The organism is Pseudomonas sp. Tun-23181 (assembly GCF_057415455.1).
Genome location: NZ_CM171630.1, coordinates 3,245,557 through 3,271,564, shown reverse-complemented (window position 1 = coordinate 3,271,564; position 26,008 = coordinate 3,245,557). Strand labels below are relative to the sequence as shown.

General features: G+C 60.6%; 23 protein-coding genes. 8 read left to right on the top strand and 15 right to left on the bottom strand.

Annotated elements, in window-relative coordinates:
• From narJ to ACDI39_RS15595, 7 genes are all read left to right on the top strand, one after another.
• Nucleotides 1–753, top strand: coding sequence for a nitrate reductase molybdenum cofactor assembly chaperone (gene narJ, locus ACDI39_RS15625; RefSeq protein ID WP_486536923.1), 753 nt, complete (start codon nt 1–3; stop codon nt 751–753).
• Complete coding sequence (gene narI, locus ACDI39_RS15620; protein WP_486536922.1) at nt 746–1,441, top strand: respiratory nitrate reductase subunit gamma; 696 nt, start codon at nt 746–748, stop codon at nt 1,439–1,441. The genes narJ and narI overlap by 8 nt, the downstream gene beginning before the upstream one ends.
• 47 nt (nt 1,442–1,488) lie before the next feature.
• A complete protein-coding gene (locus ACDI39_RS15615) occupies nt 1,489–2,334 on the top strand; it encodes a peptidylprolyl isomerase (protein WP_253080258.1) in 846 nt (281 codons plus the stop codon).
• A gap of 66 nt (nt 2,335–2,400) precedes the next feature.
• Complete coding sequence (gene moaA / locus ACDI39_RS15610; RefSeq protein WP_486536921.1) at nt 2,401–3,390, top strand: GTP 3',8-cyclase MoaA; 990 nt, start codon at nt 2,401–2,403, stop codon at nt 3,388–3,390.
• Nucleotides 3,391–3,554: 164 nt separating this feature from the next.
• Nucleotides 3,555–4,505, top strand: a complete 951-nt coding sequence (locus ACDI39_RS15605; protein WP_253080256.1) for a TAXI family TRAP transporter solute-binding subunit — start codon at nt 3,555–3,557, stop codon at nt 4,503–4,505.
• Nucleotides 4,506–4,533: 28 nt separating this feature from the next.
• Nucleotides 4,534–6,561 (top strand): TRAP transporter permease, encoded by a 2,028-nt coding sequence (locus ACDI39_RS15600; protein ID WP_225786573.1) that lies wholly within the window; start codon nt 4,534–4,536, stop codon nt 6,559–6,561.
• On the top strand, nt 6,558–6,974 hold the full coding sequence (locus tag ACDI39_RS15595) for a DUF1850 domain-containing protein (RefSeq protein WP_486536920.1): 417 nt from the start codon (nt 6,558–6,560) through the stop codon (nt 6,972–6,974). The genes ACDI39_RS15600 and ACDI39_RS15595 overlap by 4 nt, the downstream gene beginning before the upstream one ends.
• Before the next feature lie 256 nt (nt 6,975–7,230).
• Here ACDI39_RS15595 and ACDI39_RS15590 read toward each other — a convergent pair whose 3' ends face one another.
• Nucleotides 7,231–8,229, bottom strand: a complete 999-nt coding sequence (locus ACDI39_RS15590) for an Abi family protein (protein ID WP_486536919.1) — start codon at nt 8,227–8,229, stop codon at nt 7,231–7,233.
• A 1,136-nt stretch (nt 8,230–9,365) separates the two neighbouring features.
• Between ACDI39_RS15590 and ACDI39_RS15585 the strand changes: the two genes are divergently transcribed.
• Nucleotides 9,366–10,046: a hypothetical protein gene (locus tag ACDI39_RS15585; protein WP_486536918.1), complete on the top strand. Its 681-nt coding sequence runs from the start codon at nt 9,366–9,368 to the stop codon at nt 10,044–10,046.
• Between the two features lie 230 nt (nt 10,047–10,276).
• Here ACDI39_RS15585 and ACDI39_RS15580 read toward each other — a convergent pair whose 3' ends face one another.
• The 14 genes from ACDI39_RS15580 to ACDI39_RS15515 form a co-directional block, all read right to left on the bottom strand.
• The gene (locus ACDI39_RS15580; protein WP_082405765.1) at nt 10,277–10,486 is read right to left on the bottom strand and encodes a KTSC domain-containing protein; all 210 of its coding nucleotides are present in this window, start codon (nt 10,484–10,486) and stop codon (nt 10,277–10,279) included.
• A 2-nt stretch (nt 10,487–10,488) separates the two neighbouring features.
• Nucleotides 10,489–12,321: an ATP-binding protein gene (locus ACDI39_RS15575; protein ID WP_486536917.1), complete on the bottom strand. Its 1,833-nt coding sequence runs from the start codon at nt 12,319–12,321 to the stop codon at nt 10,489–10,491.
• Entirely contained in the window at nt 12,318–13,574 is a 1,257-nt protein-coding gene (locus tag ACDI39_RS15570; RefSeq protein WP_486536916.1) for an SIR2 family protein, read from the bottom strand. The genes ACDI39_RS15575 and ACDI39_RS15570 overlap by 4 nt, the downstream gene beginning before the upstream one ends.
• 204 nt (nt 13,575–13,778) lie before the next feature.
• A complete protein-coding gene (locus tag ACDI39_RS15565; protein ID WP_082405762.1) occupies nt 13,779–14,054 on the bottom strand; it encodes a hypothetical protein in 276 nt (91 codons plus the stop codon).
• The gene (locus tag ACDI39_RS15560; RefSeq protein ID WP_486536915.1) at nt 14,051–15,031 is read right to left on the bottom strand and encodes an integrase domain-containing protein; all 981 of its coding nucleotides are present in this window, start codon (nt 15,029–15,031) and stop codon (nt 14,051–14,053) included. The genes ACDI39_RS15565 and ACDI39_RS15560 overlap by 4 nt, the downstream gene beginning before the upstream one ends.
• A gap of 928 nt (nt 15,032–15,959) precedes the next feature.
• The gene (locus ACDI39_RS15555) at nt 15,960–17,279 is read right to left on the bottom strand and encodes a tyrosine-type recombinase/integrase (RefSeq protein ID WP_486536914.1); all 1,320 of its coding nucleotides are present in this window, start codon (nt 17,277–17,279) and stop codon (nt 15,960–15,962) included.
• Between the two features lie 599 nt (nt 17,280–17,878).
• Nucleotides 17,879–18,622: a hypothetical protein gene (locus ACDI39_RS15550; RefSeq protein WP_461887792.1), complete on the bottom strand. Its 744-nt coding sequence runs from the start codon at nt 18,620–18,622 to the stop codon at nt 17,879–17,881.
• Nucleotides 18,623–18,644: 22 nt separating this feature from the next.
• On the bottom strand, nt 18,645–20,582 hold the full coding sequence (locus tag ACDI39_RS15545) for an SGNH/GDSL hydrolase family protein (RefSeq protein ID WP_461887793.1): 1,938 nt from the start codon (nt 20,580–20,582) through the stop codon (nt 18,645–18,647).
• A gap of 1 nt (nt 20,583) precedes the next feature.
• Entirely contained in the window at nt 20,584–21,534 is a 951-nt protein-coding gene (locus ACDI39_RS15540) for a hypothetical protein (RefSeq protein ID WP_486536913.1), read from the bottom strand.
• On the bottom strand, nt 21,507–22,211 hold the full coding sequence (locus ACDI39_RS15535) for a hypothetical protein (RefSeq protein ID WP_461887795.1): 705 nt from the start codon (nt 22,209–22,211) through the stop codon (nt 21,507–21,509). The genes ACDI39_RS15540 and ACDI39_RS15535 overlap by 28 nt, the downstream gene beginning before the upstream one ends.
• Nucleotides 22,212–22,213: 2 nt before the next feature.
• Nucleotides 22,214–22,759 (bottom strand): baseplate complex protein, encoded by a 546-nt coding sequence (locus ACDI39_RS15530; protein ID WP_461887796.1) that lies wholly within the window; start codon nt 22,757–22,759, stop codon nt 22,214–22,216.
• Nucleotides 22,756–23,676 (bottom strand): hypothetical protein, encoded by a 921-nt coding sequence (locus ACDI39_RS15525; protein ID WP_461887797.1) that lies wholly within the window; start codon nt 23,674–23,676, stop codon nt 22,756–22,758. The genes ACDI39_RS15530 and ACDI39_RS15525 overlap by 4 nt, the downstream gene beginning before the upstream one ends.
• Nucleotides 23,673–24,383 (bottom strand): DUF4376 domain-containing protein, encoded by a 711-nt coding sequence (locus ACDI39_RS15520; RefSeq protein ID WP_461887798.1) that lies wholly within the window; start codon nt 24,381–24,383, stop codon nt 23,673–23,675. The genes ACDI39_RS15525 and ACDI39_RS15520 overlap by 4 nt, the downstream gene beginning before the upstream one ends.
• Nucleotides 24,384–24,392: 9 nt before the next feature.
• Nucleotides 24,393–26,000: a phage tail-collar fiber domain-containing protein gene (locus ACDI39_RS15515; RefSeq protein ID WP_461887799.1), complete on the bottom strand. Its 1,608-nt coding sequence runs from the start codon at nt 25,998–26,000 to the stop codon at nt 24,393–24,395.
• Between the last annotated feature and the right edge of the window lie 8 nt (nt 26,001–26,008).

Below are 26,008 nucleotides of genomic sequence, written 5' to 3'. Positions count from 1 at the left end.
ATGCGCATTCTCAAGGTGATTTCCCTGCTGCTCGACTACCCCGAGGCGCCGCTGTGGCAGGCCCGTGCCGAGCTGGCCCAGGCGATCGACGCCGCCCGCCAGATCAGCCCCGCCCAGCGCGCGGCGTTGCGCTGCCTGCTCGACGAACTGACCGGCGCCGAGCCAATGGATGTCCAGGAGCGCTACGACGCGCTGTTCGAACGGGGCCGGGCGTTGTCCCTGCTGCTGTTCGAGCACGTGCATGGCGAGTCCCGCGACCGTGGCCAGGCCATGGTCGACCTGATGGCCCAGTACGAAGCCGCCGGCTTTGCCATCGGCGTGCGCGAGCTGCCGGACTACATCCCGCTGTACCTGGAGTACCTCGCGACCTGCGACGACCTGGGCGCCCGCGAGGGCCTGGCCGATGTAGCGCACCTGCTGGCACTGCTGACTGCGCGCCTGGAGGAGCGGGGCAGCCGCTACGCGGCGTGTTTCCGGGCCCTGTTGCAGATCGCCGGGGTGCAACCGGGCCAGGTCATGGAGGCTGCCCGCGAACGCGTGGCCGACGAGCCACGCGACGACTCGTTGGAAGCGATGGACAAGGTCTGGGAGGAAGAGGCCGTGGACTTTCTCAAGGCCGAGCAGCAGGAGCGCTGCGCCAGCCAGCCACGTGCGCCTGGCAAGGCGCGCGAGGAGGTGCCGGTGCCGTTGCACTGGGTGGATTTCAAGCATGAGGGGGCGGATGCCCAGGCTCGGGAGGTGCGCAATGTCTAACGTCGATCTGCTGGTGTTCGGGGTCTACCCGTACATCGCCCTGGCCATCTGCCTGGTCGGCAGTTGGGCGCGCTTCGACCTGTCGCAGTACAGCTGGAAGGCCGGCTCCAGCCAGATCTTCAGCCAGACCCCGGCCGACCGGCGCTACATGCGCATCGCCAGCAACCTGTTCCACGTCGGCGTACTGTTCATCCTCGCCGGCCACTTCGTCGGCCTGCTGACGCCCGAAGCGGTGTACCACCATGTCATCGGCACTGCCGAGAAGCAGTTGCTGGCCATGGTGTCGGGTGGTTTCTTCGGCGTGCTGTGCTTCATCGGCCTGGTGATGTTGCTGCATCGGCGCCTGTTCAACCCACGGGTACGCGCCAGCTCGAGCGTCTCCGACATCCTGATCCTGGTGGTGTTGCTGACCCAGCTGTCGCTCGGCCTGCTGACCATCGTCGCGTCCACCCAGCACCTGGACAGCTCGGTGATGGTGATGCTGGCCGACTGGGCGCAGTACACCGTGACCTTGCAACCGCAACGGGCGGCCGCAGCGATCGCCCAGGTGGGCCTGGTGTACAAGCTGCACGTGTTCCTCGGCCTGACCCTGTTCGTGCTGTTCCCCTTTACCCGCCTGGTGCATTTCGTCAGCGCGCCGGTGTGGTACCTGGGCCGGCGCTACCAGATCGTGCGCCAGAAAGGTTGATGACCGTGGGGGCGCGAGCCCCCGCACTGGATGAAGGAGGCCCGAACATGGGCATTGCAAATACCCACGAGCAGCTGCCGGATGCCGCGACGCTGATCGCGACCAGCGAGCTGCAGTGGCCGCGTATCACGGTCAATGGCGTGGCCCTCGAAGGGGCGGCGATCGCCCGCGAGCTGCAGTACCACCCGGCGCCGAGCCGCGAGGAGGCGATCTTCCTGGCCAGCCAGGCGTTGGTGGTGCGTGAACTGCTGCGCCAGCGCATCGCGCAACTGGGCTTGCAGGCGCAGTGCGCGCAGGGCGAAAGCGAGGAAGAGGCGCTGACCCGGATGCTGATCGAGCAGGAGCTGCAACTGCCGGGTGCCGACGAAGCCATTTGCCGGCACTACTACGACAACAACCGCGAACGCTACACCAGCGCGCCGCTGCTGGCCGTGCGGCATATCCTGCTGGCCTGCGCCCCGGACGATGCCGAGGCGCGCAGCCACGCCAGGGCCTTGGGCGAATGCCTGATCGCCCAGCTGGCCGAGGATGGCGCGCGCTTCGCCGAGCTGGCGCTGGCCCATTCGGGGTGCCCGTCGAAAGAGCAGGGCGGGGCGCTGGGGCAGATCAGCCTGGGGCAGACCGTGCCTGAGTTCGAGCGGCAACTGCTGCGCCTGCCGCCAGGGCTGGCGCAGCAGCCGCTGGAAAGCCGCTATGGCGTGCACCTGGTGTGGGTCGACCAGCGTGTCGAAGGCCGTGCGTTGCCGTTCGCGGTGGTGCACAAGGCGATTCGTGCCGAGCTCGATCAGCGCGTGTGGCAGGTGGCGGTGGCGCAGTACCTCAAGAACCTGGTCGGCCAGGCTGATATCCGCGGCATCTTGCTCGATGGCGCGGATTCGCCGTTGGTTCAATAGCGTTTTGCGCGCCTCTTCGTGGGTTTGCCGGCGATGGGCTGCCAGGCAGCCCCAAGGACTCTCCGAATGAACACCCCGCTGCTCGACGGCCACGGCCGGAAAATCGACTACCTGCGCATCTCGGTCACCGACCGCTGCGATTTGCGCTGCGTCTACTGCATGGCCGAACACATGCATTTCCTTCCCCGCCAGCAGGTGCTGAGCCTGGAAGAAATCGAGCGTGTGGCGCGGCTGTTCGTCAGCCAGGGCGTGCGCAAGATCCGCCTCACCGGCGGCGAGCCGCTGGTGCGCCCTGGCATCGTCGGCCTGTGCGAGCGTATCGCGACGCTGCCGGGCCTGCGCGAACTGGTGATGACCAGCAACGGCTCGCAACTGGCCAAACTGGCCCATCCGTTGGCCCAGGCTGGCGTCAAGCGCCTCAACATCAGCCTCGACACCCTCGACCCCAAGCGCTTCCGTGCCATCACCCGCACCGGTGAGCTCGACTGTGTGCTGCGCGGCATCGAGGCGGCATGCTCGGCAGGTTTTGCCGCCATCAAGCTCAACACCGTGGTGATGCACGGTCGCAATAGCGACGAAGTGCCCGCCTTGGTCGAGTTCGCCATCGCCCACGGCCTGGATATCAGCTTCATCGAGGAAATGCCGCTGGGGGACGTGGGCCGCTCACGCCACGAAAGCTATTGCGCCAGCACCTGGGTGCGCGAGCGCATCGCCGAACGCCATGCACTGATCGACAGCGCCGAGCAGAGCGGCGGCCCTGCCCGTTACGTGCGGGTGAGCGGGCATCCTGGTACGCGCATCGGTTTCATCTCGCCGATCAGCCAGCACTTCTGCGACACCTGCAACCGCGTGCGCATGACCGCCGAGGGGCGCCTGCTGCTGTGCCTGGGCCATGAGCACGCGCTGGACCTGCGCGGGCTGCTGCGGCGTCATCCTGGTGATGACGCGCCCGTGCTCGAGGCGATACGCCAGGCCGTGCTGCGCAAGCCTGCCCGGCACCGGTTCGACAGCGATGAGGTGCAGGTGCTGCGGTTCATGAATGCCAGCGGGGGATAGGGTTTGTACGAACTGGCCAGATGCTGGCGGGCTGCAAGACAGCCCGATTAGAGAGGCCTTTCGCGTAGGGCTGGCGAGTGTCGATCGCAAAAGCTGGGCAGGACCTGCCGATTCGTTCTAGGTTTATTGGCGCAGGAAAAAGAACAATAAGTGGAGACTTCGCCATGAACCGAGCCCTTCGACTGGCATTGGCCAGCACCGTTTTTGCCGTCTGCGCCACGGCCCAGGCCGCGCCCACCTTCATCAACATCCTCACGGGCGGCACCAGCGGTGTCTATTACCCCATCGGTGTGGGGATATCGCAGATCTACAGCCATGGCATCGAGGGCAGCAAGACCTCGGTCCAGGCCACCAAGGCCTCGGTGGAGAACCTCAATCTCCTGCAAGCCGGGCGGGGGGAGCTGGCTTTCGCGCTCGGTGACTCGGTGGCCGATGCCTGGAAAGGCGACGCCGAGGCGGGTTTCAAGACGCCGTTGAAGAAGCTGCGGGCCATCGCCGGTACCTACCCCAACTACATCCAGATCGTCGCCAGCAAGGAGTCGGGGATCGAATCCCTGGATGACCTCAAGGGCAAGCGCATCTCGGTGGGCGCGCCCAAGTCCGGCACCGAACTCAACGCCCGCGCCATCTTCAAGGCCGCAGGGCTCAGCTACCAGGACATGGGTAAGGTCGAATACCTGCCCTATGCCGAGTCCGTCGAACTGATCAAGAACCGCCAGCTCGACGCCACGCTGCAGTCCTCCGGGCTCGGCCAGGCAGCTATCCGCGACCTGGCTGCCACCTTGCCGGTGGTGTTCGTGCCCATTCCCGCCGATGTGGTGGCCAAGATCGGCAACAACGCCTACCAGCAGGCCGCTATCCCCGCCGGGACCTACGATGGGCAGGACGCCGAGGTACCTACCGCAGCCATCAACAACATCCTGGTCACCCATGAAGGCATCAGCGACGACCAGGCCTACCAGATGACCAAGCTGATCTTCGAAAACCTCCCGCGACTAGTCACGGCCCATGCCGCGGCGAAGGACATCCGCGTGGAAAATGCCGCGACGAACCTGCCGATCCCCCTGCATCCTGGCGCGGAGCGTTACTACAAGGAAAAGAACCTGCTCCCCTGAAACCATCGTCGAACCGTGGGAGCAGCGCATGAGCGATACCACCCAAGGCCTGCAGGCCAGCACCGATCGATGGCCTGCCACTCTCTTCGCCGTCGCCCTGGCGTTTTCGATCTTCCAGGTCGCCACCGCGGCCTTCCCGTTGATCTCCACCCAGGTACTGCGGGCGGTCCATGTGGGGTTCCTGCTTCTGGTCGTATACCTGAGCTACCCGCTCGCCGGCCATCGCCGGCCCTGGCAGCCCATGGCCTGGCTGCTGGGGCTCGCGGGCATGGGCACCGCGTTTTACCAGTGGTATTTCGAAGGTGAGCTGATCCAGCGCTCTGGCGAGCTGACCACAGGCGACCTGGTGATCGGGCTGGTGCTGATCGGCCTGGTGTTCGAGGCGGCGCGACGTGTCATGGGCATTGCCCTGCCGATCATCTGTGCGTTGTTCCTGGCCTATGGCGTGTTCGGCCAGTACCTGCCGGGCGAGCTGGCTCACCGGGGCTACGGCCTGGACCAGATGGTCAACCAACTGGCCTTCGGTACCGAGGGGCTCTACGGTACGCCGACCTATGTGTCGGCCACCTACATCTACCTGTTCATCCTGTTCGGTGCCTTCCTCGAGCAGGCGGGGATGATCCGTCTGTTCACCGATTTCGCGATGGGGCTGTTCGGCCACCGCAGCGGTGGCCCGGCCAAGGTCTCGGTGTTTTCCTCGGCGCTGATGGGCACCATTACCGGCTCCGGAGTCGCCAATGTGGTCACCACCGGTCAGTTCACCATCCCCCTGATGAAGCGCTTTGGGTACGCGCCAGCCTTTGCCGGTGGCGTCGAGGCGACGGCCAGCATGGGGAGCCAGCTGATGCCGCCGGTCATGGGGGCAGTGGCTTTCATCATGGCCGAGACGATCAACGTGCCTTACGCCGAGGTGGCCAAGGCGGCGCTGATCCCGGCCTTGCTGTATTTCGGCTCGGTCTACTGGATGGTCCATCTGGAGGCCCGGCGCAGCCAGTTGCACGGCCTGCCACGCGAGCAGTGCCCAAGCGCCTGGGGGGCGTTGCGTGAGCGTTGGTTCCTGCTGGTGCCGCTCATCATCCTGGTGGTCTTGCTGTTCTCCGGGCGCACGCCGCTGTATTCGGGAATGGTCGGGCTGGCCCTGACAGCCATCGTCATCCTGGGCTCGGCGATTATCCTGCGCGCTGGCAAGACCTGGCTGCGGGTGGCCTTCTGGATCGCCCTGGGTGTGCTTTGCTCGGGTTTCTTCCGCATGGGCATCGGCGTCATCCTGCTGGTGATCGCCGCACTCGCTTTGGCGTGCTGCTTCGTCCAGGGCGGCCGGGCGACGCTTCGCGCTTGTGTCATGGCACTGGTCGAGGGCGCGCGCCATGCGGTACCGGTGGGCATCGCCTGCACACTGGTCGGGGTGATCATTGGCGTCATCTCGCTGACTGGCCTGGCCACTACCTTTGCCGGCTACATTCTGGACTTGGGGCGCGACAACCTGTTCTTGTCGTTGGTGCTGACCATGTTCACCTGCCTGGTGCTGGGCATGGGCATCCCGACCATTCCCAACTACATCATCACCAGCTCCATTGCCGCCCCGGCCTTGCTGGAGCTTGGGGTGCCGCTGATCGTCTCGCACATGTTCGTGTTCTACTTCGGCATCCTCGCCGACCTTACCCCGCCGGTGGCGCTGGCATGTTTCGCCGCCGCGCCCATCGCCAAGGAAAGGGGGCTGCTGATCAGCATCTGGGCAGTGCGCATCGCACTGGCCGGGTTCGTCGTGCCGTTCATGGCGGTATACGATCCGGCGCTGATGATGCAGGGCGACAGCTGGAGCGCCACCCTGTACATGCTGGTCAAGGCCATGTTCGCGGTGACGCTCTGGGGCTGTGCCTCGATCGGCCACCTGCGAGGGCCCATGCCCTGGTGGGAGCGCCTGTTGGCATTTGCCGCTGGTGTGTCGTTGATCCTTGCGCTGCCTATCAGCGACGAAGCGGGCTTCGCCCTGGGGGCGATCGTGCTGGGCTGGCATTGCTGGCGACAGCGTCCGCCTACCCAGCAGCCGGCATGACCAGCTTGTGCATTGGGCTCGCGGGGGTGGTCTGGGTCAGCCTGCCGCTGCACGACTTCACCCTGGCCTGGCAGCACAGCATCGAGAAGATCCGCTGGGAGGAGGATTACCAGGTGACGCCTGCAGGCTTGGTCCTGGGCGAGGCGCGCGTGCGCGGTAATGGCGCAGGCATGGACATCCCGGACGATGCCCGCCTGCGTGATGGTGCCTGGCATTACCATCGGCAACTGCCACCCTTGCAACCCCTGCGCGCCGGACGCACGCCCGAGGCTGGCGATTACCAGGTGTGTGCCACTGGCCGATGCCAATGGTTGTCGGACTGGCTGGGACCACCGAAGCAGGACGTCGCCGCCGTGGACTTCTGGGCCTGCGAGCGACCTCAGTCGGACCCTCTGCGAGCTGCACAGCCCTGATGCCGGCCAGGCTGTGCAGCAGAACCGGCTTGCCATGTGTTCGCGTTCGATCGGGGGCGTTAGCGGCTCTCCTATGATCGCGACGTTCTGCTTCAGGGGCGATGGGTCAGAAGGTGCCGCGCAGGGTCAGCATGTAGTTGCGCGGCTCGCCATACCAGTTGTTGCGGTCGGTGGCGCCGATGGTCTGGTGGTACTTCTTGTCGAACAGGTTGTTGCCGTTCAGCGCCGCCCAGGTAGGGCCCAGCCGATACGAGCTTCAGTTGGACAATTGCCAGAATGGGTCTTGCTGCCAGTCGGGGGGAAAGCCCATCGCTCGCAGGTTGGTTTCTGGAAAGTCCGCCAGTAAATCATGCAATCGCCTATCCCAGCTGGTGTGTGGGCTGACCCGGCGCATCAACAGGTTGAGCATGCACAACACGGTAAACACCCGTGTGTGTTGCCCAGGCTCTTGCAGATGCTGCGGCCAGGGAAAGGTGACTGTCTTTGGCAGCTCAGGTCGAATGCCCAGCTCGCGGTTCCACAGCCGCGCATGGTGCGCGCAGATGTTGCGGATGGTGGTCAGGGTATGGAGCCAGGACTGCAGCAACGGGCCAGGTAGTTCCAGGCGGCGGGCAATGGCTTTCCTGTCTGCGTCTCGCGCCAGGCCTTTGAATAAGTGCGAGAGGTCCCCTAGGGTGATTTCTTCCATGGCGGCCCAAGCGGGCATCAGGCCTGGCGCGTCATAGGTCAGCGCATAGTGGCGGGCATAGCTTTCCTTGGCGCGTAGGTTTTTCAGCTGCTCTTTGCGTCCTGTGGATGCCTTAGAGGCATCGATGCGCCGACATTCGCGCTGATGATCCTGGCGTGCCTTGTCCTGCTTGCTGCGAATGCTGTCCAGCAGCTCCGGATGTCGATAGCTGCTTTGAAACAATTGGCGCTGGAGATACCAGTGAGCACCGTGGGTCGGTCCCATGTGGTTGCTGATTGCGGCGCGTGCGGCGACTTCGATGCGCTCGATGGCATCGATGACGAGCAGGCGCAAGCGTCGATCGAAGTCGTACAAACGGGTGAGGTCGCGTAGTCGGGTGCCGGCTTTGAAAGCGTGGTCAGCATCTTCCGGAATCTGGAAGGGGCGCATGTAGGGCGTCAGGCGAAAGAAGCTGACTGCTTCGAGAAAGCAATGCGCCTTGGCTTCATCCTGAATGCTCAAGCCCCGTTGTTTGAGCAGAGCCAGCTGCGCAGGAATGTCGATGGCAGGTTTTTGGAAGGGCTTCATGCAAAACGGCCAGGTAAAAAAAACCCGCTCAATTTGTGCATAGCTGCCGAGGCAACCATAGGCATGGCGGGTGTGTTGTGCGCAAGGGTATGCAGTGCTGCGCAGTTTTGCAAGGTAGTTTGGCACCGTGCTGATGAGAGGGGGAGGTGAAATCGGGGCAGCAAATCACTTACTCCCTCCCGTCAAGGCCCGCTGCGGGTTCTAGCCGCTGAGGGTGCATTGCACGGTGTGTAAGGATTTGCAAAAGAAATGTCACGTGATTGTACGGCGTGACTGAGGGCACGGCGGGGTGGTTTGCGCAAGCCGCACGAGCTGCCGGATTCGAATCGTACTTGGGCTGAACCACCGCGGTTGCGGCGTGGCTTTTCAGGTTCCGGGCTACATTTTGCTGCATCGCGCCCGTGCGTTATGTGCCAAGGCCCTATAGTCGTCGATGATGTCTTGCCTGCAATCATCCCCATAGTCTTCGTGAAAATCCCTTTGGAATGGCGCCGCGTGAATCACTGCGTATCTCTCATGCCACCCCCCGGGTTGGGTGATGAGCGTGTGAGGAAGAGCTGCATCGAATTGGTCGGCGGTGATATCCAGATTGTACCCTTCGAGTCTCAGCCAGATGTGCCGTTGCTCCCTATCTTCCTTCAACTCACCCGTTACCACGTCGATGGTAATGCCCTCGTGTCCCTCGCATAGAAACCACGCCAGCAGCAAACTCGCGAATTCACAGCAGTTCGTGGGGAACATGGAGAATAGGCCGAACGCAAACCATCGCGGAGGGGTTTGCCGGAACGCCTTTGAGAACGCCATAGCTGAATGCACAACGCCTTGCGCAAGGTTGGGGGAATTCGCCATCTGAGTCACATCTCGCAGCCAAAACAAAAAAGGCCCACCTTTCGGTGAGCCTCTTGAGTACTACGTATGGTGCGGCACCAGGAGTCGAACTTCATCTCAAGATATTGTTTTTATTGAGGTTTTTTTGCTTTATAGCGCAATTATATCCCTAAAAGTATCCCGGTGTGCTCGGTTAGTTACTGAGCGCTCGGGGATCTACTGCTAGTCTAGGGGAGTAACGCCTATCGCGATTTTCTTTTAGTGGACTGGGCTGCGTCGACCAGAATTTCAATCGTGGAAATTTAAGTATGGATAATAAATTCCCTCCACAGAGTGTTAATGTCGAAGCTCTGCTGCAGGAGCTGGAGCGGGACAAGAATACGTTAATTAAATTCGGCATGGATGTTATGGGTCCTTCTGGTAGCCCTATGTATCCATTAGACTGGATGGTCTTCGCCGCCATAAAACGAAGTATTAGTACTTCAAGTGCACTCGAATCAATGGTCCGTACATGGAATATGGTTTGTGCGCGCTCGCTGTTGCGGATGCATATAGACACGGCTCTACGATTCTCTGCCGCCTGGCTTGTACCCGATCCGCATGAATTTGCTCTCAATGTAATGAAAGGGACGCCAATCAACAAGATAAAGGCGAGAGATGGAAAACAAAAGCTATCAGATGCATTTCTCGTTGAGACTCATAAAGATGAGTATCCGTGGCTTCCCGATGTTTACAAAAACCTCTGTGGGTATGTGCATTTTTCAGGCTCGCACATGATCGATTCTATCTCTGGTATTGGAGATGAGGTTGGAACTATCGAGTTTGAGATTTCTGCGACTGATTTAAAATTTCCTGAGTTCAGTTGGGTTGAGGTGCTGGAATGCTTTAGGAAGTCAACCTCTATCCTGTCATGGTATTTACAGGGATATTCGAATACGAAAAAGCTAACTCCGGCGGAGCTGGAAGCGCTGCGTAAGGAGCGAAAATGACACTTAATTTAAGCAGGCAGAATTAACCTGAAAATTGTATCTTTCAGGGTTTGGTGCAGGTAGAGATATTCCTATAAAGGTGTAAGCGGGGCACAGCCGGATCATCTGAGTAGAGCCGGTTCTTGGTAGGTAGAAAGATTTTAGACAGCTGTTTAGGGTTGGTGCATGTAGCTTGGTCTCTGATTTGATCGGGAAATCGGGCTGCACTTTGTGCAGCCTGATTATGCTAGTCAAACCCTTGAGAAAGGAACCGCGTCTTTAATGTATGTATGGAAAAATTGACCTTTCGAAGGAGCTGCTTTGAATTGTTCATAAAGGTGCTCGCTCACGTTGTAATACTGGTAAACGGCTCCGCTTTTGAACTCAATTTCTAAGGTCTCACTCCCTGGGTCATAGCCGGCAGATATAATGTTTGACGAAGATACGGCATCACGGTTCATTTTCAGCCTTCCTCAGAATCGTCTTTTATTGGGGAACGGGTTATATCAAGCTTTTGGACAACTGCTGTAGTTTGCTGACTACGCCATGACGCAACCACTCGATCATATCCCTCTGCTGAGCGCCGCCTAGCCCAAGCGTGAGTCACCTTCGGATCATTGCTACGAGGTAAATGTTCTTGGCGAGGTAATGCAACTCGGCAGCGAATAGGAAGGCGTGCTGCTTCACCCGTGATAATTGCTTCTCCTGTTCTTAAGACTGGCAGCAAATCCATTAGACCGGCTAAATTATCTGGTAAGGTCCCCTTCACACGTGCTCGGTCTACAGGGTTAGACAGACGGAGCGCGATAATCGTGCCGCATTGCGATAGAACTGTTTCATCAACCTCTGCTGGGCGTTGAGAAACAACCATCGCTCCAACACCGTATTTTCGGCCTTCTTTAGCAATACGCTTTACTACTTCTGAAGCTACTGTTCCGGCGTCAGGACCCAAGTAGCGATGAGCCTCCTCCATTACTACTAGGAGAGGGCGCTCTACGCCGCCTTCTGATTTTTCCCGGCTCCAAAAAAGGGCTTCATAAACAATACGGAGAATAGAGCCGATAAGGCGTGTGAGGACAGTGCTTGGAACCCCGGATAAGTCTAATATCGTGATTTGTTTATCGTGGCCAAGCCAGCCCTTCAGCAATTGGTCGAGGTCATTCTTTACCGCGCCGGTGAGCTCTGGCTCCCAATCTCCTGGATGAAGTAAGAAGTCAAAGCGTCGATCTAGCAAGCGGGATCGAAGCAGATTCAGCGGTCTACGGATTCCCTTTGCCGCTGTATTGGTAAATGGACCCTTGGTACCCATAGCGTGAGGTTGATATTTTGGTGCTATCAGAGTATCTGCGGCGCCAGCCTCCTCTAAAGCAGGCTCATCACGATTCGCGCCGATGTAGGTAGTTGTTTCAAAATCGATCAACTCGTACCAGAGCTGCTTCAGACTGAATGGTACAGGGCTATCCACGGTCAATGTTCTTGAGTCGACGCCTGCTTTGGGATGCGCCCTAATCGCCTTTTCCTTTAACTCCGCAATTTTATCCGTAAATGCAATTTCATGGGCGTCGGAAAGCCCGCCGGTAACGAACTCCAGAAGCTCTCCAGCCTCTAAGGCCCAATAAGGAACGAACAGTGACTCTTGGCCTTGACTAGGTGTAGCACTAAAAACTGTCGCCACATCCTCAAGTGCTTTTGTGTATTCCCCATGGATGTCGAGCATGAGGATACGTGCACCTGGAGAACCCGCTACTTGATCTTTTCGAATTATTGACCTTAAAAGACTTGCAACTGTTGTGGATTTCCCTGCTCCTGTTGAACCAAGTATGGCAGAATGACGCGTTACTAGGGCGTCCAAAGATAGCCGCACCTCAATATTCTCAGCGCTAGCTAGGTGGCCTATAACAACTTGGTCATCGCCAACTGATCCGTATATTCTCCTCAAGTCGGCTTCGGTTACCAAATGTACAGAGTCATTTATGTTCGGGTGCTGGCTTAAGCCCCTTTCGAACTGCCCCCCAATGGTTTCACCGGCCAACTGGACCGTCATCCACCTCCCTGAATCGATGCCTGATGCAATAGACTGTACCGGTGCCGCAGTCGCGCCAACCTCAGAGACGATACCAAATAGGTCTTGGTAGCCTTGAGGGATTCTGACAAAGCTTCCTACTTGCCCTACCCGATATGTATGACCTCTGATGACAGCAAATCCTGAGTCTAGAGACTCTGCGAGCTTAACAGTAAGAGTAGCGCCAGATACGGCGCTGACGACACCTAGATAGGTAGGATCATTGCCACTCATCCATTAGAGTCCTCTGATTTGCCACTACTGAAGTCGGAGCTTTCAACTTCTTCTTTTGGGGCTTCTGGTTCGTCTCTTTTAAGAGACTGGACTACCAAGTCATTAGCCTGAGCTAATGCGCAAAAACGTGCAAATGCTGAAAAGTCTCCCAGCAAGAATAGATCAGGCTCTTTCGGCCAACGTGGTGCCCAAAAGCTTTCGCGTATACTTCCCCAGTTTTTTGGTAGTTCACCTGGACGCCATTTTCCAGGTACACCTCCTATCACAGCCCCGTCAGCTGCGTAGACACTAAGGTTTGGTCTGTCGCTTGCTAACTTAACAGCGGGTTCTTCATTTACGAGATTTTGGTACTGGAAAGCCAAAACTGCCGAGTTGGCGTTCATCGCCAAGCTTTCATCAAGAACTGCACATATATGAGCGTCCCTAAAGGAAAACCCTATTGTAAGTAACAAGGAGTCTGGGGTTAGTAAAAAGCGCTTAAGCCTTTCAAAAAGTGCTGAGTAGGGCTGTTTTTGCGTTAGGTCATACTTTAAGTGGTCTGGATAAACTAGCTCGGCTGCTTCCCTGCCATGTCCACGGACGACGGCTCCATCCTCCAATGCCCAACCTAGAGATCCATGCATTTTCCAAAGCTTTGCCCATCGTGGAGGCAAGTCATCACCAGCGACTGAAACCGGATCGAAAAACGGTTTGCCACCGCCTGAAAATCCGTCGAAGTAGGGGCTCCGAACTCTCTCAAATGCTTCCTCAAACAAAAAGTCGTAGTTTGTGGTGAATATTTCTACAGAGTTTGTGCGGACCGTTCCCGTTATCCAGGCGATCAAATCAGAGTAGGCATTCCGTTCTTTTGGTAAATAAACCCCTACGATTTTTGCAATATTCTTGCAAATATCTCTGCCGAGATCTTTATAGCCATTAGAGTCTAGTCCTTGAACTACAGTCTTTCCCAAGGCCTGTTCTAGCAAACGAATGTGGGAAAGAATAGATTCGATATTGGCATTGCTGCCTAGGCTTTCCTTTATCGAATTAACCGCCAATGTCTGCGTCTCTGTAAGCCCAGTGGTAGCTTGGGAAGTCAGCGCTTCAACACCCGGGATTAGCGACTTGCCTTTAGGGTCTATTTCATTCTTCTCATTAACACGAATCGCGAGGGGAGCTCCTGCGCCGACAAGAATCCCGATACGCTTTCTTCCCTGAGATAGCACTTGCCGTAGATCGGACATAAACCGGTCCGGATTGTGGAACGTTTCCATCGTTCTCCCCCCCCTGAGGATTTTTTACCGAGATCCTTCATTAGGACCTCAACGTTCTATACCAGCTTCCTGAAAGGCAGACTACCCGAGCCAGACAATCTCTGATGGATCGTCATTTCGAGGGTAGGTGCGTCGTCTCCCGCAGTGTGTAAGACACATTGGGTCGGTCGGTGTAGCTCGTGAACAAGAAAATTAGATCCTAGATCATAGGTTGAAAGCCCATGACTTTTCTAAACGATATGCGAGCAGCCGTACCGTCAGCAAGTAGTAGTACCGCGTCGCCTCACTGTGCTGGCTGAGGCGATAATTGAGGAACCAAGCCACATGCTTTCGCTTCCACCCCCAGGGTGTGTCTCGATTCCAGCGTTCTGATATTTCAGCTTGGATAGTTTTTGCCTGTCGTAGATGACGCTGCCGTGTCGCATGCGAGCCGGTCAGCACGCCAGCCAAGAACGTTTCCATATCGAATGGCTTGCTCATGCCATTCCCCCGATGTAGGCAGCGACCACATCGATCCGACCGTGCCCCAGCTCGTAGCTGATTTCTCTCCGGGTCACACGATCAAGGTTCCTATCTAACTGGTGACAATTGCCGCCATTGATTGGCGCGGGGCATCGGGTGATCTGCTCGTAGCGCTCACATGCGTACGCTGCTCGTAGCTCATGGAAGCCTTTGAGGTTGTGTGCATGCAGGATATCCCGCGCCGGGTGGATAACTTGTTGCAGAAGATCTAGGTAGTTTTCGTGTGCCGCAATCAGGTTGCGGCTGCCCGCAGACGACACCTGCTGTGCAAACTCAAGTGCACTTCGAACATGGTCATCCACCGCAATCCAACGGGGCGCCGAGGCGCCGGCGCGGCCGCCTTTGGTGCCATCCTGAATGTTAATCCTACCTAGATTGTTAGCCTCACGGCTTAACCGTGGCAGGTCAGCCAAGATGGCCTCACGCAAGCGCATGCCGGTGGCTCGCGCCAACAGAACGATTGCAGCGGCTCGTAGTTGATGTTGGTTGCAAAGCGCATCGACGATCTGCTTAACCTGTTCGCGGTCTTGGCCCTGCGGCACTGAATGTCGAACCCCGGTGCGCTGCATATCCAGCACCTTGCTCGGACTGGGCAATTTCACGCACTGATCACCGCGAAGCGCCGCCATGGTCCTGTTAACGCTGGATAGGCGGTTTTGTGCGGTGCTGACGGCGAGATCACCGCGCCTAACCGTGTCGCGCAGATACGCCGCGTAGTCGGCCAACACCTTTCGATCAATCTGCCGCGCATCATTGATACCGGGCCCCTGTTCGGAGCGGCACCATTTCACGAATGCCTGCCACCGATCACAGTGTGCCTTCACCGTGCCGTAGTGGCCGCCGCCGAACATGTCTTTCAGCGCTTGCGGACCTGCGTAGCTCAATTGCCTGCCGTAGCCGAAATTACGGCCATCGCGTTTACCCACCAATGCCATGTCGGTCACCTCATCGTCCGCTCTTCGATCCTCGCCCCACGTCATCCCGCCAAGAATGTTGAGTGTTATCAGGGATCAAGGCCCCTGCGACCTGTGGGGAATGTCCTCTTCGCGGGACTGGCGGCTCCTTACGTCCGGGAGCAAGGGCATCTCATGATCTGGCCTCCTGAACACCGTTACCGGTGGGCGGGTGGAGGCAGCACTGGCTGACGAGACCAGCGCCTGAAGATCCTGAGCCATGTGCAAGCAGCAATGCGATGACCGGGGCGTGCCTGACTGTCAGTCAGGTGCAGTCCATTCCTTGGTCTGCGGCACCGTCATCTACAGCGCTGTTGCTGGTGACATCGGCGTTTGTCACGCCGATTGTCACGAGGGGGAATGCCGCAAAGCCATGTGCGATCAGGGCTGCCCCAGTGGTAGAAGTGCCCGTCTCTTTTCAGGAAAAGAGACGGGCACAGGTTGGCGCAGTATTCGGCCAAGCGGATAGGTTGCTGCAGGGCAGCGAGGTACGGAGCATCTGGCGCACGAGCGCTTTATGTGTAAGAGCATCCATCACATGGGTAGTGACCGGGCGAGCTGCCGGATGCGAATCGCCCTTGGGGAGAACCACCGCCAGAGCGGCGTGACCTTTAAGGTTCGGGTCACCTGGGGTGCTGTCATCGACAGCGTTTGCAACTCCCGGTCTACGCCTGTGGACAATGTTCGTCAAGCAAAGCGATTTCAGGGATTTAGCGCCTGTGGATAAAACTATCCCCCAGTGGACATCAGTGGTTTTCCACAGACGTAAGCTGTGCCAGCAGTTTTTTTCTTAGGTATGGTCCTTTCAAACGGGGCGGCTTTGCAGCCCCGTTTGAAAGGACCCGCGCGGAGGAGCTTCATGCGGTGCTGTGGGTAACTTCACAGCTAGTTGAGGTGGTGGTGCGGCGGGTTACTCGGTCCTCTTGGCACTGCGAAGGCGCGTGACGTTCTCGCCCGTCTGCTTGGCAAACTCATGCGGCGTCACATGGTCCTCGCGGTTCGCCTCCAGAAACCGGCTCCACCAGGTCATTATCATCCGGCGCTCTTCGAGGAACTCGGCCTTGTGGGTATAAGCGGCCCGAACGTTGTTGCGTTCCTTGTGGCTCATCTGCCGCTCGATCGCTATCTCTGACCACAGCCCGGACTCGACCAGCGCACTGCACGCCATAGCCCGGAACCCATGACCGCAGATATCCACCTTGGTGTCGTAGCCCATCGTCCTGAGCGCGGCATTCACCGTGTTCTCGGACATCGGCTTCCACGGTTTGGCATCCCCCGCGAACACCAGCTCGAACTTGCCGGTGATCGCGTGGATCTGCTCAAGCAAGGCCACTGCCTGCGGCGATAAGGGTACAACGTGGATGTCCCCGGCCATCTTTGTACCCCTTGTGGAAAACGGCACACCATCCAGCGCCGGGCGGGTATCGGGGATTTCCCAGATGCCGCGCTTGAGGTCGAACTCGTTCCAGCGGGCGAAGCGCAGTTCACTGGAGCGCACGAACACGTGCAGCGATAGCATCACTGTGAGGCGCGTGAGCGGACGACCTTTGTAGCCGTCGATACGCGCCTGTAGCTCAGGCAACCGCGATAAGGGTAGTGCGGGTCGATGTGTAACCCGTGGCGTTTTGATCGAGCCATCGAGATCGTGAGCCGGGTTCGCCGTGATCAGTCGCAGCCGTTTGGCTTCGCGCATGATGCTTTGCAGGTAGTTCTTGATCCTGAGCGCCACGTCGATGGTGCCGCGCTTCGTCACAGCCTCCAGTGGCTGCATGAGGTCGTGGGTGTCCAACTCAACGATTGCCCTGGCACCTAACAAAGGGAATACGTGAGTCTTCAACCGGCTGAGCACAGTCTTGGCGTGGCCCGGCGCCCACTTCGGCACCATCCCGGCATACCAATCGAGCGCAACGCTTTCGAAGGTTCGGCCATTGATCACGGCTTGCACCTTGGCCTGCTGCTTGGACTGGATAGGGTCAATGCCGTTGGCGAGCTGCTGTTTGAGCTCGAAGCGCTTGTGGCGAGCGTCAGCCAGCCCGACCACCGGGTAATTGCCGAGCGAGGTCAGGCTCTCGCGACCATCGGGCTTCACGTACCTGAGCCGCCAGCCTTTGCGACCGTTGGGCTTCACGAGCAGGTAAAGGCCATCGCCGTCAAAAAGCTTGTACTCACGTTCGCGAGCCTTTGCAGTGCGGCAGGCGTTGTCGGTAAGGGGTGCCGTTGTGCGAGCCATAAGGGTACTTTCCAATGTCGAATTGGTAGGTATCCTTAAAAGTACCCTTATTAGCGCTGGCTACCCTCGGAATCCGACGGAACGCCAAAACGAAAAAACCCGCCAGAAGGCGGGTTTTTCGGGGGTTCCAGAGATTTTGAAAGCTTTCTATGGAACCTGGAATGGTGCCGGCACCAGGAGTCGAACCCGGGACCTACTGATTACAAGTCCAAAATTCTTGTCAATGTCTTCAGGTAAAATCTCATATATAGCTGATTTCATTGGATATTTATGGATATTTGGGTCAGATATCTGTTTTCTGTGTGGACACTTTGTGGACACTAAACGTTGCGTTTGTCTGCACAGCCCTTCAATTCTTTGCACAGAGTGCAATGCCCCCTCGCTTCCCGTAGCCCGCGCCGTGCCTAGCCCGCCCATGGGTTGCACCGCGCCTCACCTTTGCACTATTTCTCGACGCAGAGTCCGTCGGCGGGAGGGGGATAAGTGATTTTCCATCCCGATTTTTTTTGTCGCGCCGAATTTTCCCGCTCGGGTCGCCTCGGTTTCCTGCAGACGTGAAAAAGCCGCTCCAAGAGCGGCTTTCGTCGTCGCTGTGTCCCTTACACTGTGATGCCCAGGCGAGCCATGCGCCGACGCATCAACGCTGCCACCTGGGCCAACTCGTCATCAGTCAACGCAACCGAGTAGATCGCCACCGCCGAGATATCAACCTCACCCGCATAGCCGGTGGTGGCGCTACCAATACGGAACAGCGTGTCAGCAAGGACGCGCCCCCGATTGTTAACGCCGTTGAATACAGAATTCTTGGTGAAGTTCAAATTCTGGTTGAACTCACCAGACTTCGCCCGAAGCGCACGAATAGCCCAGTTGGTCGCGAAATCACTAGTGTCCGTCACAGGTGATGAAGTTTGCCCGCCAGCGGCATTATCACGGGTGGCGGCAGCCACCATTCGCGAGCTGACGGCATACACGCTTGCACCGTAGGAGTTACCCGTATAGCCCGGCGTTGCCGCTTTACCGATGTAGTTGCTGACCAACATCACACCATCGGCCGTATCGGTTGGCTCCTCAACAGCACGCCCCACAGTAATAATGGTCAACTCATCGGAGTCAGGCGCCTTGGTCTTGAGATAGTTAGTCAAACCCTTGAAGCGACCATGGGTCGGGTACGCCACCGGAGCACCGACCATTTCGGCATCAGCTTTGCCGATGGCGCGGTTGAAGGTGAAGCGCGAAGCATCGGTGTCAAAGGTGAACCAGGCCTCCAGACCGCGAGTGACCGGTGGGATAACCTTGGCGAACCAAGGGGCGGAGGTGCCGTGAGCTACGAGTTTAAGGCCCATACGATGATTCCTTGCGAGTGTGTCAGAAAAGGTTCAGGGCGGCAGCCGCGATGAACGGCGCCATTGCTTGATAGAGGGCTACCCGGCTTGCCCCGATAGGGTGAACTGGATCCGCCCAGTCGCCGGCCAGGAAGCCGTCTTCTGCTGCAGATCCAGAGGGCAACGAGTAGCCCGCTTCCGGGTTGGTCATTGCCCACAGCGGGGCGACGATGGTCTTACTGTCGGCGCGATCGGCCGCGGCCTTTCGCATGGCCCGGATTGCCTTGGCGTAACGGGTGCCCCACAGATCATTGCGCTTCGTGTTGAGCGCTGTGCCCGGTATGGTCCGCACGATCCTGGCGGTCGGCCAGGCCTTTCGGATTTGGTTGGTCATGATCAGGTCGTTGTTGTACACGTGGTCGAAGATGGTCGCCTCGGACCGGTCGCGTACGTCATTGGTGCCCAGGGCGCAGATGACCACGTCTGGCGTAGCCAGGCCGAATCGGGACTGGTAGAAGGCCGGGTCGAAGATCCGGCCGTTGCGCACCAGGTCTGCAGGATCCTCTGCAGTGGCGGCGCGTAGGAATGGGTTGATGGGAGCCTGCTGGCTCTTCGTCATCGCCAGGTAGGCTGCCTCGTTTCCGGGCGCGATGATGCTCACGCGGTCGGTGATGGCGTTGGTGAAGTCGCCGGTTTCCCAGCCCTCACGGCATTCGCCGAGCTCTCCGGTGGTCGCACCGGCGCTGGCCGGGTCGGCGGATCCTCGCAGTGTCCCGATGAATGTGGCGTTGATACCCACGTCTGCTAGGTATTGCTTGAGCAGGTAGCCACCCTGGCGATTACCGATGCTGTCGCCGATGAACAGGATGGTGCACTCCACGGGAGGCGACTGCACCGGCACGTTCAGCAACTGCAGCGGCATGAAGCGGCGATGGGCGGCCTGTGTTGCCTGACGCAGGTTTAGGACAGCATCAGGACCGAACGTCGATGCGTTCACCGGCAGCGGGTTACCGGTGGCGGTGATCGGCTTCGTGGTGCTGGCCAGGGTCGCGATGACCTCACCGGCCTGTTCCCGGTTCGGGAGCAGGCACTGCGGATAGATGTAAGAGTCAACCCCCTCCATCGTTGCGATGGTCGGGGCGAACAGCAGTCCGTCGTCGAAAGGCGATGGGGGAGCGTCGCTAACGACCGTCGCTGTCGCGCTCAGGTCCTGCAGTACGCAATTGTCTTCGTCCACCACGAAGATGCCCGGTTGCATCGTCGGGTGAATCTCCAGGCCGCCCAGCAGAATCCTCTGATCGTCGGCATAGAGCACTGCAGCCCCCTCATCGTCGCTGATGAGCGTAGTAGCGTCTTCCGACCGAATGTTGAAGCCTGGGGTCTCCAGGCGCTGCTTGGTGAGGTACGCGAGCCGGGAGGATTCCTCGTCGCAGATCTCCAGGATCGAGGCCTCTACCATGTCGTTGGGAGTGGTCTGGACCAAACCACGTACAGCCTCTACCGCCAAGGCCGAGGGGTAGCGGGTCTGTTCCACAGCGATGCCGCCTTGGTTGAGGTAGAGCACCAGGTAGTCATTGTCTGCGGCCGCAAGCACCTGGAAGGGTTTACCATCCGCCGTTGCGGCCAGGCCGGCTTCGACACTGGGGAAGATGCCAGCGGACAGCTGGGCTGCATCACGAGCGATCTCGGCACGCTCAGCGGCTGAGGTCGCTGCGGCTGCGGTGTCCTCCACGTCATTACACTGGACGCGGATCCGATAGTCTCGGGCGCCCTTCAAAATGCGCAGGTCATACAGCCCATTCGGGGCCGCGAACTGAATCAGCCCGGCTACATCCGAGCTGAACGGGTTGGTCAGCGGCAGGCCGCTGGCACATACCAGGCCGGTGGCGAGCGACTCGGTGCCTCGCTGGTACAGGTAGCAGGTGGCCTCTGCGAGCAGGTTGCCCTCATCGTCCTGGGCGAAAAAGTTCTTGAGTTCCAATTCAGGCTCCTGTGATGGGCTTCAACTGCCCGGAAAGTGTTTCGCCGTTCGCGGCATGTCCGGCGAACGCGCCGGCGTTGGATGGGACGGGGCTCGGCCCGTGGGTGTGGCTGGCCAGGTCGGTGTTCATCAGCACCACCAGGTCGATCAGGTCGCACAGCACCTGCAGGACGTTCACGCTTTCCGAACCGAGCCAGGTGGTGGCCGCGATGCTGCGGCGGGCGCCCTGGACGCGCTCGAGGAGCTGGCCGCCCACGGCCAGGTTCAGCTTCTGGCCCACCAGTTGGTTCAGGTCGCGGCCGGTCGACAGGCCCAGGTCATCGATGGCGGCCAGGGTTGCCGCGCCGCCGGACAGCAGCTTGAGGGCGCCCAGGGCCTCGAGCGTCTTGATGCCGCCGACGGACTCGATGGCGTGGTCATCCACGGTGCGGCTATCGCTCTGGTACTGCTCGGTGTTGCTCAGGCTTTCCACCAGGCGCTCGGTGGACTTGTCGCGGATCCGGCCGTCGGTCTGGCGCAGCCAGCTGCCATCTGCCTCCACGCGCTGCTGGCAGGCCTCGCTGTGCTGCCAGACCTGTTCACCCAGCGGCACCTTGGGCAGCGACAGGCCATGCGGCAGCACGCACTGGATGAAGGGCTTGTGCGGCAGGCCATGGGCGAAGGACACGACCACGGCGGTGCCCTCCTCGGGCAGGCCGAAGAAGCCTTTCTCGTCACCACCGGTCGGTACCGGTACCGGAACGCCGGCCAGCACCGGCAGCGTCTCGTCGGGTTCGCCATGCTCGTCCAGGACCTGCAGGTCGACCGCGAACCGAGGCCGGAAGTCGTCGCAGATACTCGCCCCCGCCGGGGCATCGGCGATGCCGACGACCCGAGCGAAGCGCGGCAGGTGGTAGCCCCCGGTCAGTTCGGGGAACAGGCGCTCTACGCAGCGCCGGATTGCGTCTTCCATTTGATCGCCATTTGCGTGCCGACGAGGGCCACGGACGTGACCCGCTCGCCTTGGTTGATGGTTGCACCAGGACGCAGCCCAGGAAGGGCCGCGACGACGGCGCTCTGGTTGCCCTGGTAGTCGTTGAACAGCTCAGCCGGCAGCTGCAGGGGCGCACGGGAGCCGAAGAAACTGTGCGCCCAACTGCCCACGAACACCTCGCCATCACCCTGCTGCTGCCAGATGAAGTCGGGGATGGCGAACACCCGGGCCAGGCTGTCCATGGCCTGGATGCCCGAGGCGAGGCTGTAGAAGAACGGTGCCTTGGTCGATGCGTAGGCCTGTTCCGGGACGCGGAAGCGCAGGCCGGTCTTGTCACTGATCTCGCCCAGGACCGTGCGCAGGTCGGCGTGGCGCAGGTTCAGCGGCAGCGGGTGGGCCAGGATCGCAGCGAGCTCGCGGCAGTACAGGACCTGCTCCACGCCGTTCACGGCGGTGCTGCGCTCGACGTAGCCGATGAAGTGGCGCTGCAGTTGGGCGTCGTTGTAGCCGATGTCCAGGGTTACCAGGCCGCTCACCGGCCCCGGGGCCTTGATGGTGAACTGGGCACGGCCAGGCGTGACGAGATCCAGGCGGACATCATCCTTGACCACGGTCTGCTCGACGCCGGCGATCCGAAGGACCTTGTGTAGCTTCATGCTCACGCCTTGCCCCCCAGGAAGTCGTCCAGCCGCTTCAGGGTCGCCTCGAAGCCGGTCAGCTCCTGGGCGGCGCTACCAGCGCCGTCGGTACCGCCCGCTCCACTGACCGCCTGCCCCGGGGCACTCTGGGTGCCCACGGCGTTGCTGGCGCGGCGTTTCTCCACGCGCTCGGGGTTCGACAGCTTCTCGGTCAGGGTGAACTGGATCCGCCAGGCCTTCAGGAAGTCGTCCTCGCGGGCGTTCACGCCGTCGGAGAACTGCACCTGGCGCATGCCGAACGCCGCCGCCGTATCGTTCACGATGCGATAGGTCTTGAGCTGGCCACCGCTGGCCGTCGCCTCGGCCAGGCGCATGAGCGTGCGCAGGTCCGCCGCATCAGCGAAGCGAATCAGCAGGGTGACCGTCAGGGTCTTGGGCTTGAAGCCCTTGTGCGCGGTGTCGGTGTTGCTGGTCTGCCCCGACATGTCCTCGCTCTCAATGCGCAGGTTGCCGGTGACCTTGAGGTTCTTTCCGCGGATCTTCTCGCCGTCCAGGAGCAAGGTCATAGGCCCACCAGCTCCCTGACGAAGCTCAGGCCTTTGAGCGAGCCCACCAGCATGACGCCGGCGGACAGCGGCCACTCATGGCCCGGGGCGTCGCCGGCCAGCAGCTCGCGGCGCAGGTCTGCGACGTTCCCGGGCCCGATCAGACGGGCGCTCATCGTCGTTTCAGGCGCGGCCGAGTCGAACTGTGCCTTGAGGTCGGCGAGGACCTGGTCCTGGACCTGGCTGCGCTCAGCCTTGCGGATGGCCAGGGCCTTGAGGTCCGCCATAGGCGAGCTGTCGGCGAAGCTCTCCAGAGCGGCCAGTTGGCCCTGCATGGCCTGGCTTGCCGCCCGGGTGATGGTGGCGCGCTCGAGGGGCACGCGCCCCCAGCGTGGCAGCGTGCCGGCGTTGGGCAGCTCCCACTTGGAGGTTTCCAGCTCGAACAGCCGGCCCGCCCGGTTCTGTGCGCGCTGCAGGTCTGGCAGGGGCAGCACGGCGTTGAATCGCCCCAAGGTCGCGGCAAAGTGGTCGTAGCGGGTGCCGACGAACAGTACCACCAGGGCGTACTGCTGGCCCCCGGGGCGGTTCAGGTCGCTGATGTCCTCGAGCTTGGCCCCCAGGTGCTTGAGCAGATTCGGGGCCGACAGGTAGCGCTGCAGGCCACGCCCTTGGCCAACCCCACTTTGGAACGGGGTCACGACCAGGCAGGCCGGCGCCTCGCCCAGGGCCTCGGCCAGCGCGCTGCGCCCTACGGCAACCACCTGGGCGGCGGCCGCGCCGACCGGACCGGGCTCGGTGGTGGCCAAGCCGTCCAGGGCGGCCAGGCGTGCGCCGGTGCTGGCCAGCTCGCTGCCGGCCAGCGTCTTGGCCTCCTCGAGGTCGGCGAGCCAGCTGGTGGACTGGGCCGGCCAGCGCATGGTGACGGGGGTCCAGGTCATACCGGGTCGGCCTCCCAGGTCACCGCCTCGAGGCCAGCCAGGTCCTTCGCTTCCCGCGCCGCCTGCAGGCGCTGTTTCAGGTCGTAGGCCTTCTGCAGCAGCTGCAGCTTGAACCGGGTGAACTCGTCGGCCACCTGGCGCAGCTGGGCGGCCGTGTGCGGCCGGAAGGCCTTCACGCCGGCCAGGTCGCTGCAGGCGTAGGGCAGGTCGACGCCCAAGGTGGCAGCGCCGCTCAGGTTCAACTGGTCATCTAGGGTGCTGCTGTAGCAGTAGCGATCGCCCAGAGCCTGCGACCAGAAGCCCCCTGTAATCTCCCGGGCACAAGCGTTGTCGATAACGACAACCTGCTCTTGGTAGCGCTGCTCAACGGCCGCCGGCACGTCATCGATCCACTCGCCGTCCCTCCAGATCTGGCCGGGGCCGGGCTGCTCCAGGGTGTATCCCGCCGGCAACTGCCCATGGCGGTCGATCGATATCGGCTCGCGAGTCTGGATGTTGTAGGCCGTCAGCCCCAGATAGGAGTCAATCAACTTCCAGCGCTGGCCGTCCCAGTGTGCGGCCTTGTGCTCCGGAATTTCCGGCGGAGCCACCTCGACGCAGCCGCCAGGGATCAACCAGACGCCCTCCTCGAGTGGCGACGGGTCAGCAGTGGTCGGCCCGGTATAGATGCCGAGGTGATCGGTTTGATAGACGATCTTGGTGTCCATTTCGGGTCCTCAGTACTTCACGCAGGCCAGAAAGGCCATGTTCCGCGGCCGCGTCTCGCTGCCGCCGGTGGCATTGACGGTGATCGGGTGGGTATGAGCGCCGGCGGCGAGCACGGTGATGTTGTGGGCGTGCTCGCCGTCTGCTGTAGTGGTCGAGTAGTTGTTGACGCGGGTGGTCATGTCATCACCTGAGCTCAACAGCTCCCCGGTCGGGTCTTTGATGCCCACCTCTTGGCCTTCCTTTACGGCGTGGGTGTGGCGACCTTGCACGTCGCTATTGGCGGCATGGACGTGGTTGCCGGCACTGCCGGAACTGGCCGTATGGATGTGCGAGCGGATCTCGTCGGCCTGAACGCTGCCCAGGGCGCGGCCTGGATCGACTCCCCGGCCATCGTCCAGGAAGCGCGGGAACAAGCCCCGAACATCCGGCAGGTTGAACGTCGTGACCCCATCGCCAGCGCCGTGACGGGTGCCATACCGGGCGAACAAGGCCGCATACACCGTGCGCGACACTGCCGCGCCGTTGGCTCTCAGCCAACCCGGTGGAGGCGATGGCAGATCGAACATCCCGATCATGCCCACCATGGTGTCCTCCATGGCCTTGAGTGCCGCCTTGAGCGCCTTGGTGGTGGCCAGGATCTCGCTGCTGTCGCTATTCGGGTCGTCGCTCTTGGCGTTCGGCAGGTTGCCAAGCTCCACGTCCTCCTTGGTCGTGGCCCGCGCACGCAGGTGCTCGTAGTCACCCACTTTCGCGGCGAAGTGGTCGACCAGGGCGGTGGTGACGGGCTGCACTGTGCGCTGGTCGGTGATCGCGCCGCTGGCCGACACGCTGGCCAGCTCAACCAGGTAATGCTGGTTACCGGTACCGTCTAGGTAATCGACTTTGTTGGCACCGAAGACCACGACCCACTGGGCGGTCACGTCGTTGCTCTGGCGGCGCAGGGTCACGTCGAGCCAGGCCTGGGCCGGCAGCGCTGGCAGCTGGACGTGCACCGGCTCCTCGAGCGCGATGCGCACGCCTTCGACGTAGGCGATTCCGGCCTTGAGCTGGTACAGCCCGAAACTGTTGCGCTCCAGCTGCAGGCCGCTATCCCAGAAGCACGCCCGGCCATAAACATCGCGGTTGCTCAGCCGCTCGCGCCGATCGATGCCAGCCAGGCGCACGGTGAAGTCGTGCTGCCAGGTGCTCGCGTCGACCGTGATGCCAGTGATTTCCTGGGCGCCGTCGTACTCCACCAGGAAGTTCCGGGTCAGGTTGTTGCCGATCTGCAGCGGCGGGATGTTCTTGCGCTTTTGCTGCAGGGGCACGTAGGCCACGGCCAGCAGCACGTTCTCCTCGGTCTCCAGGCCGATCCAGTTGAAGTCCCAGTCGCCCACGCTGGAGTCGACCACCACGCTGTAAATGACCTGGTCGGGGTTCACATAGCCGGCACGGTCCACAGACGTGGTGTAAACCACCTGGCCGGCCGGCGGCTTGCCGGCCGCGCGGTCGATCGGCGCTGCCGGGTCGAGCCCGGGCACGTTCGCGAACACGAAACGGACCACGTTCAGGACCTGCTTGGCGGCTTGCTTCTGCGCAATCAGCGACTGGCCAGCGAGGGTAATGCTTGCTCCCATGGGGGCTC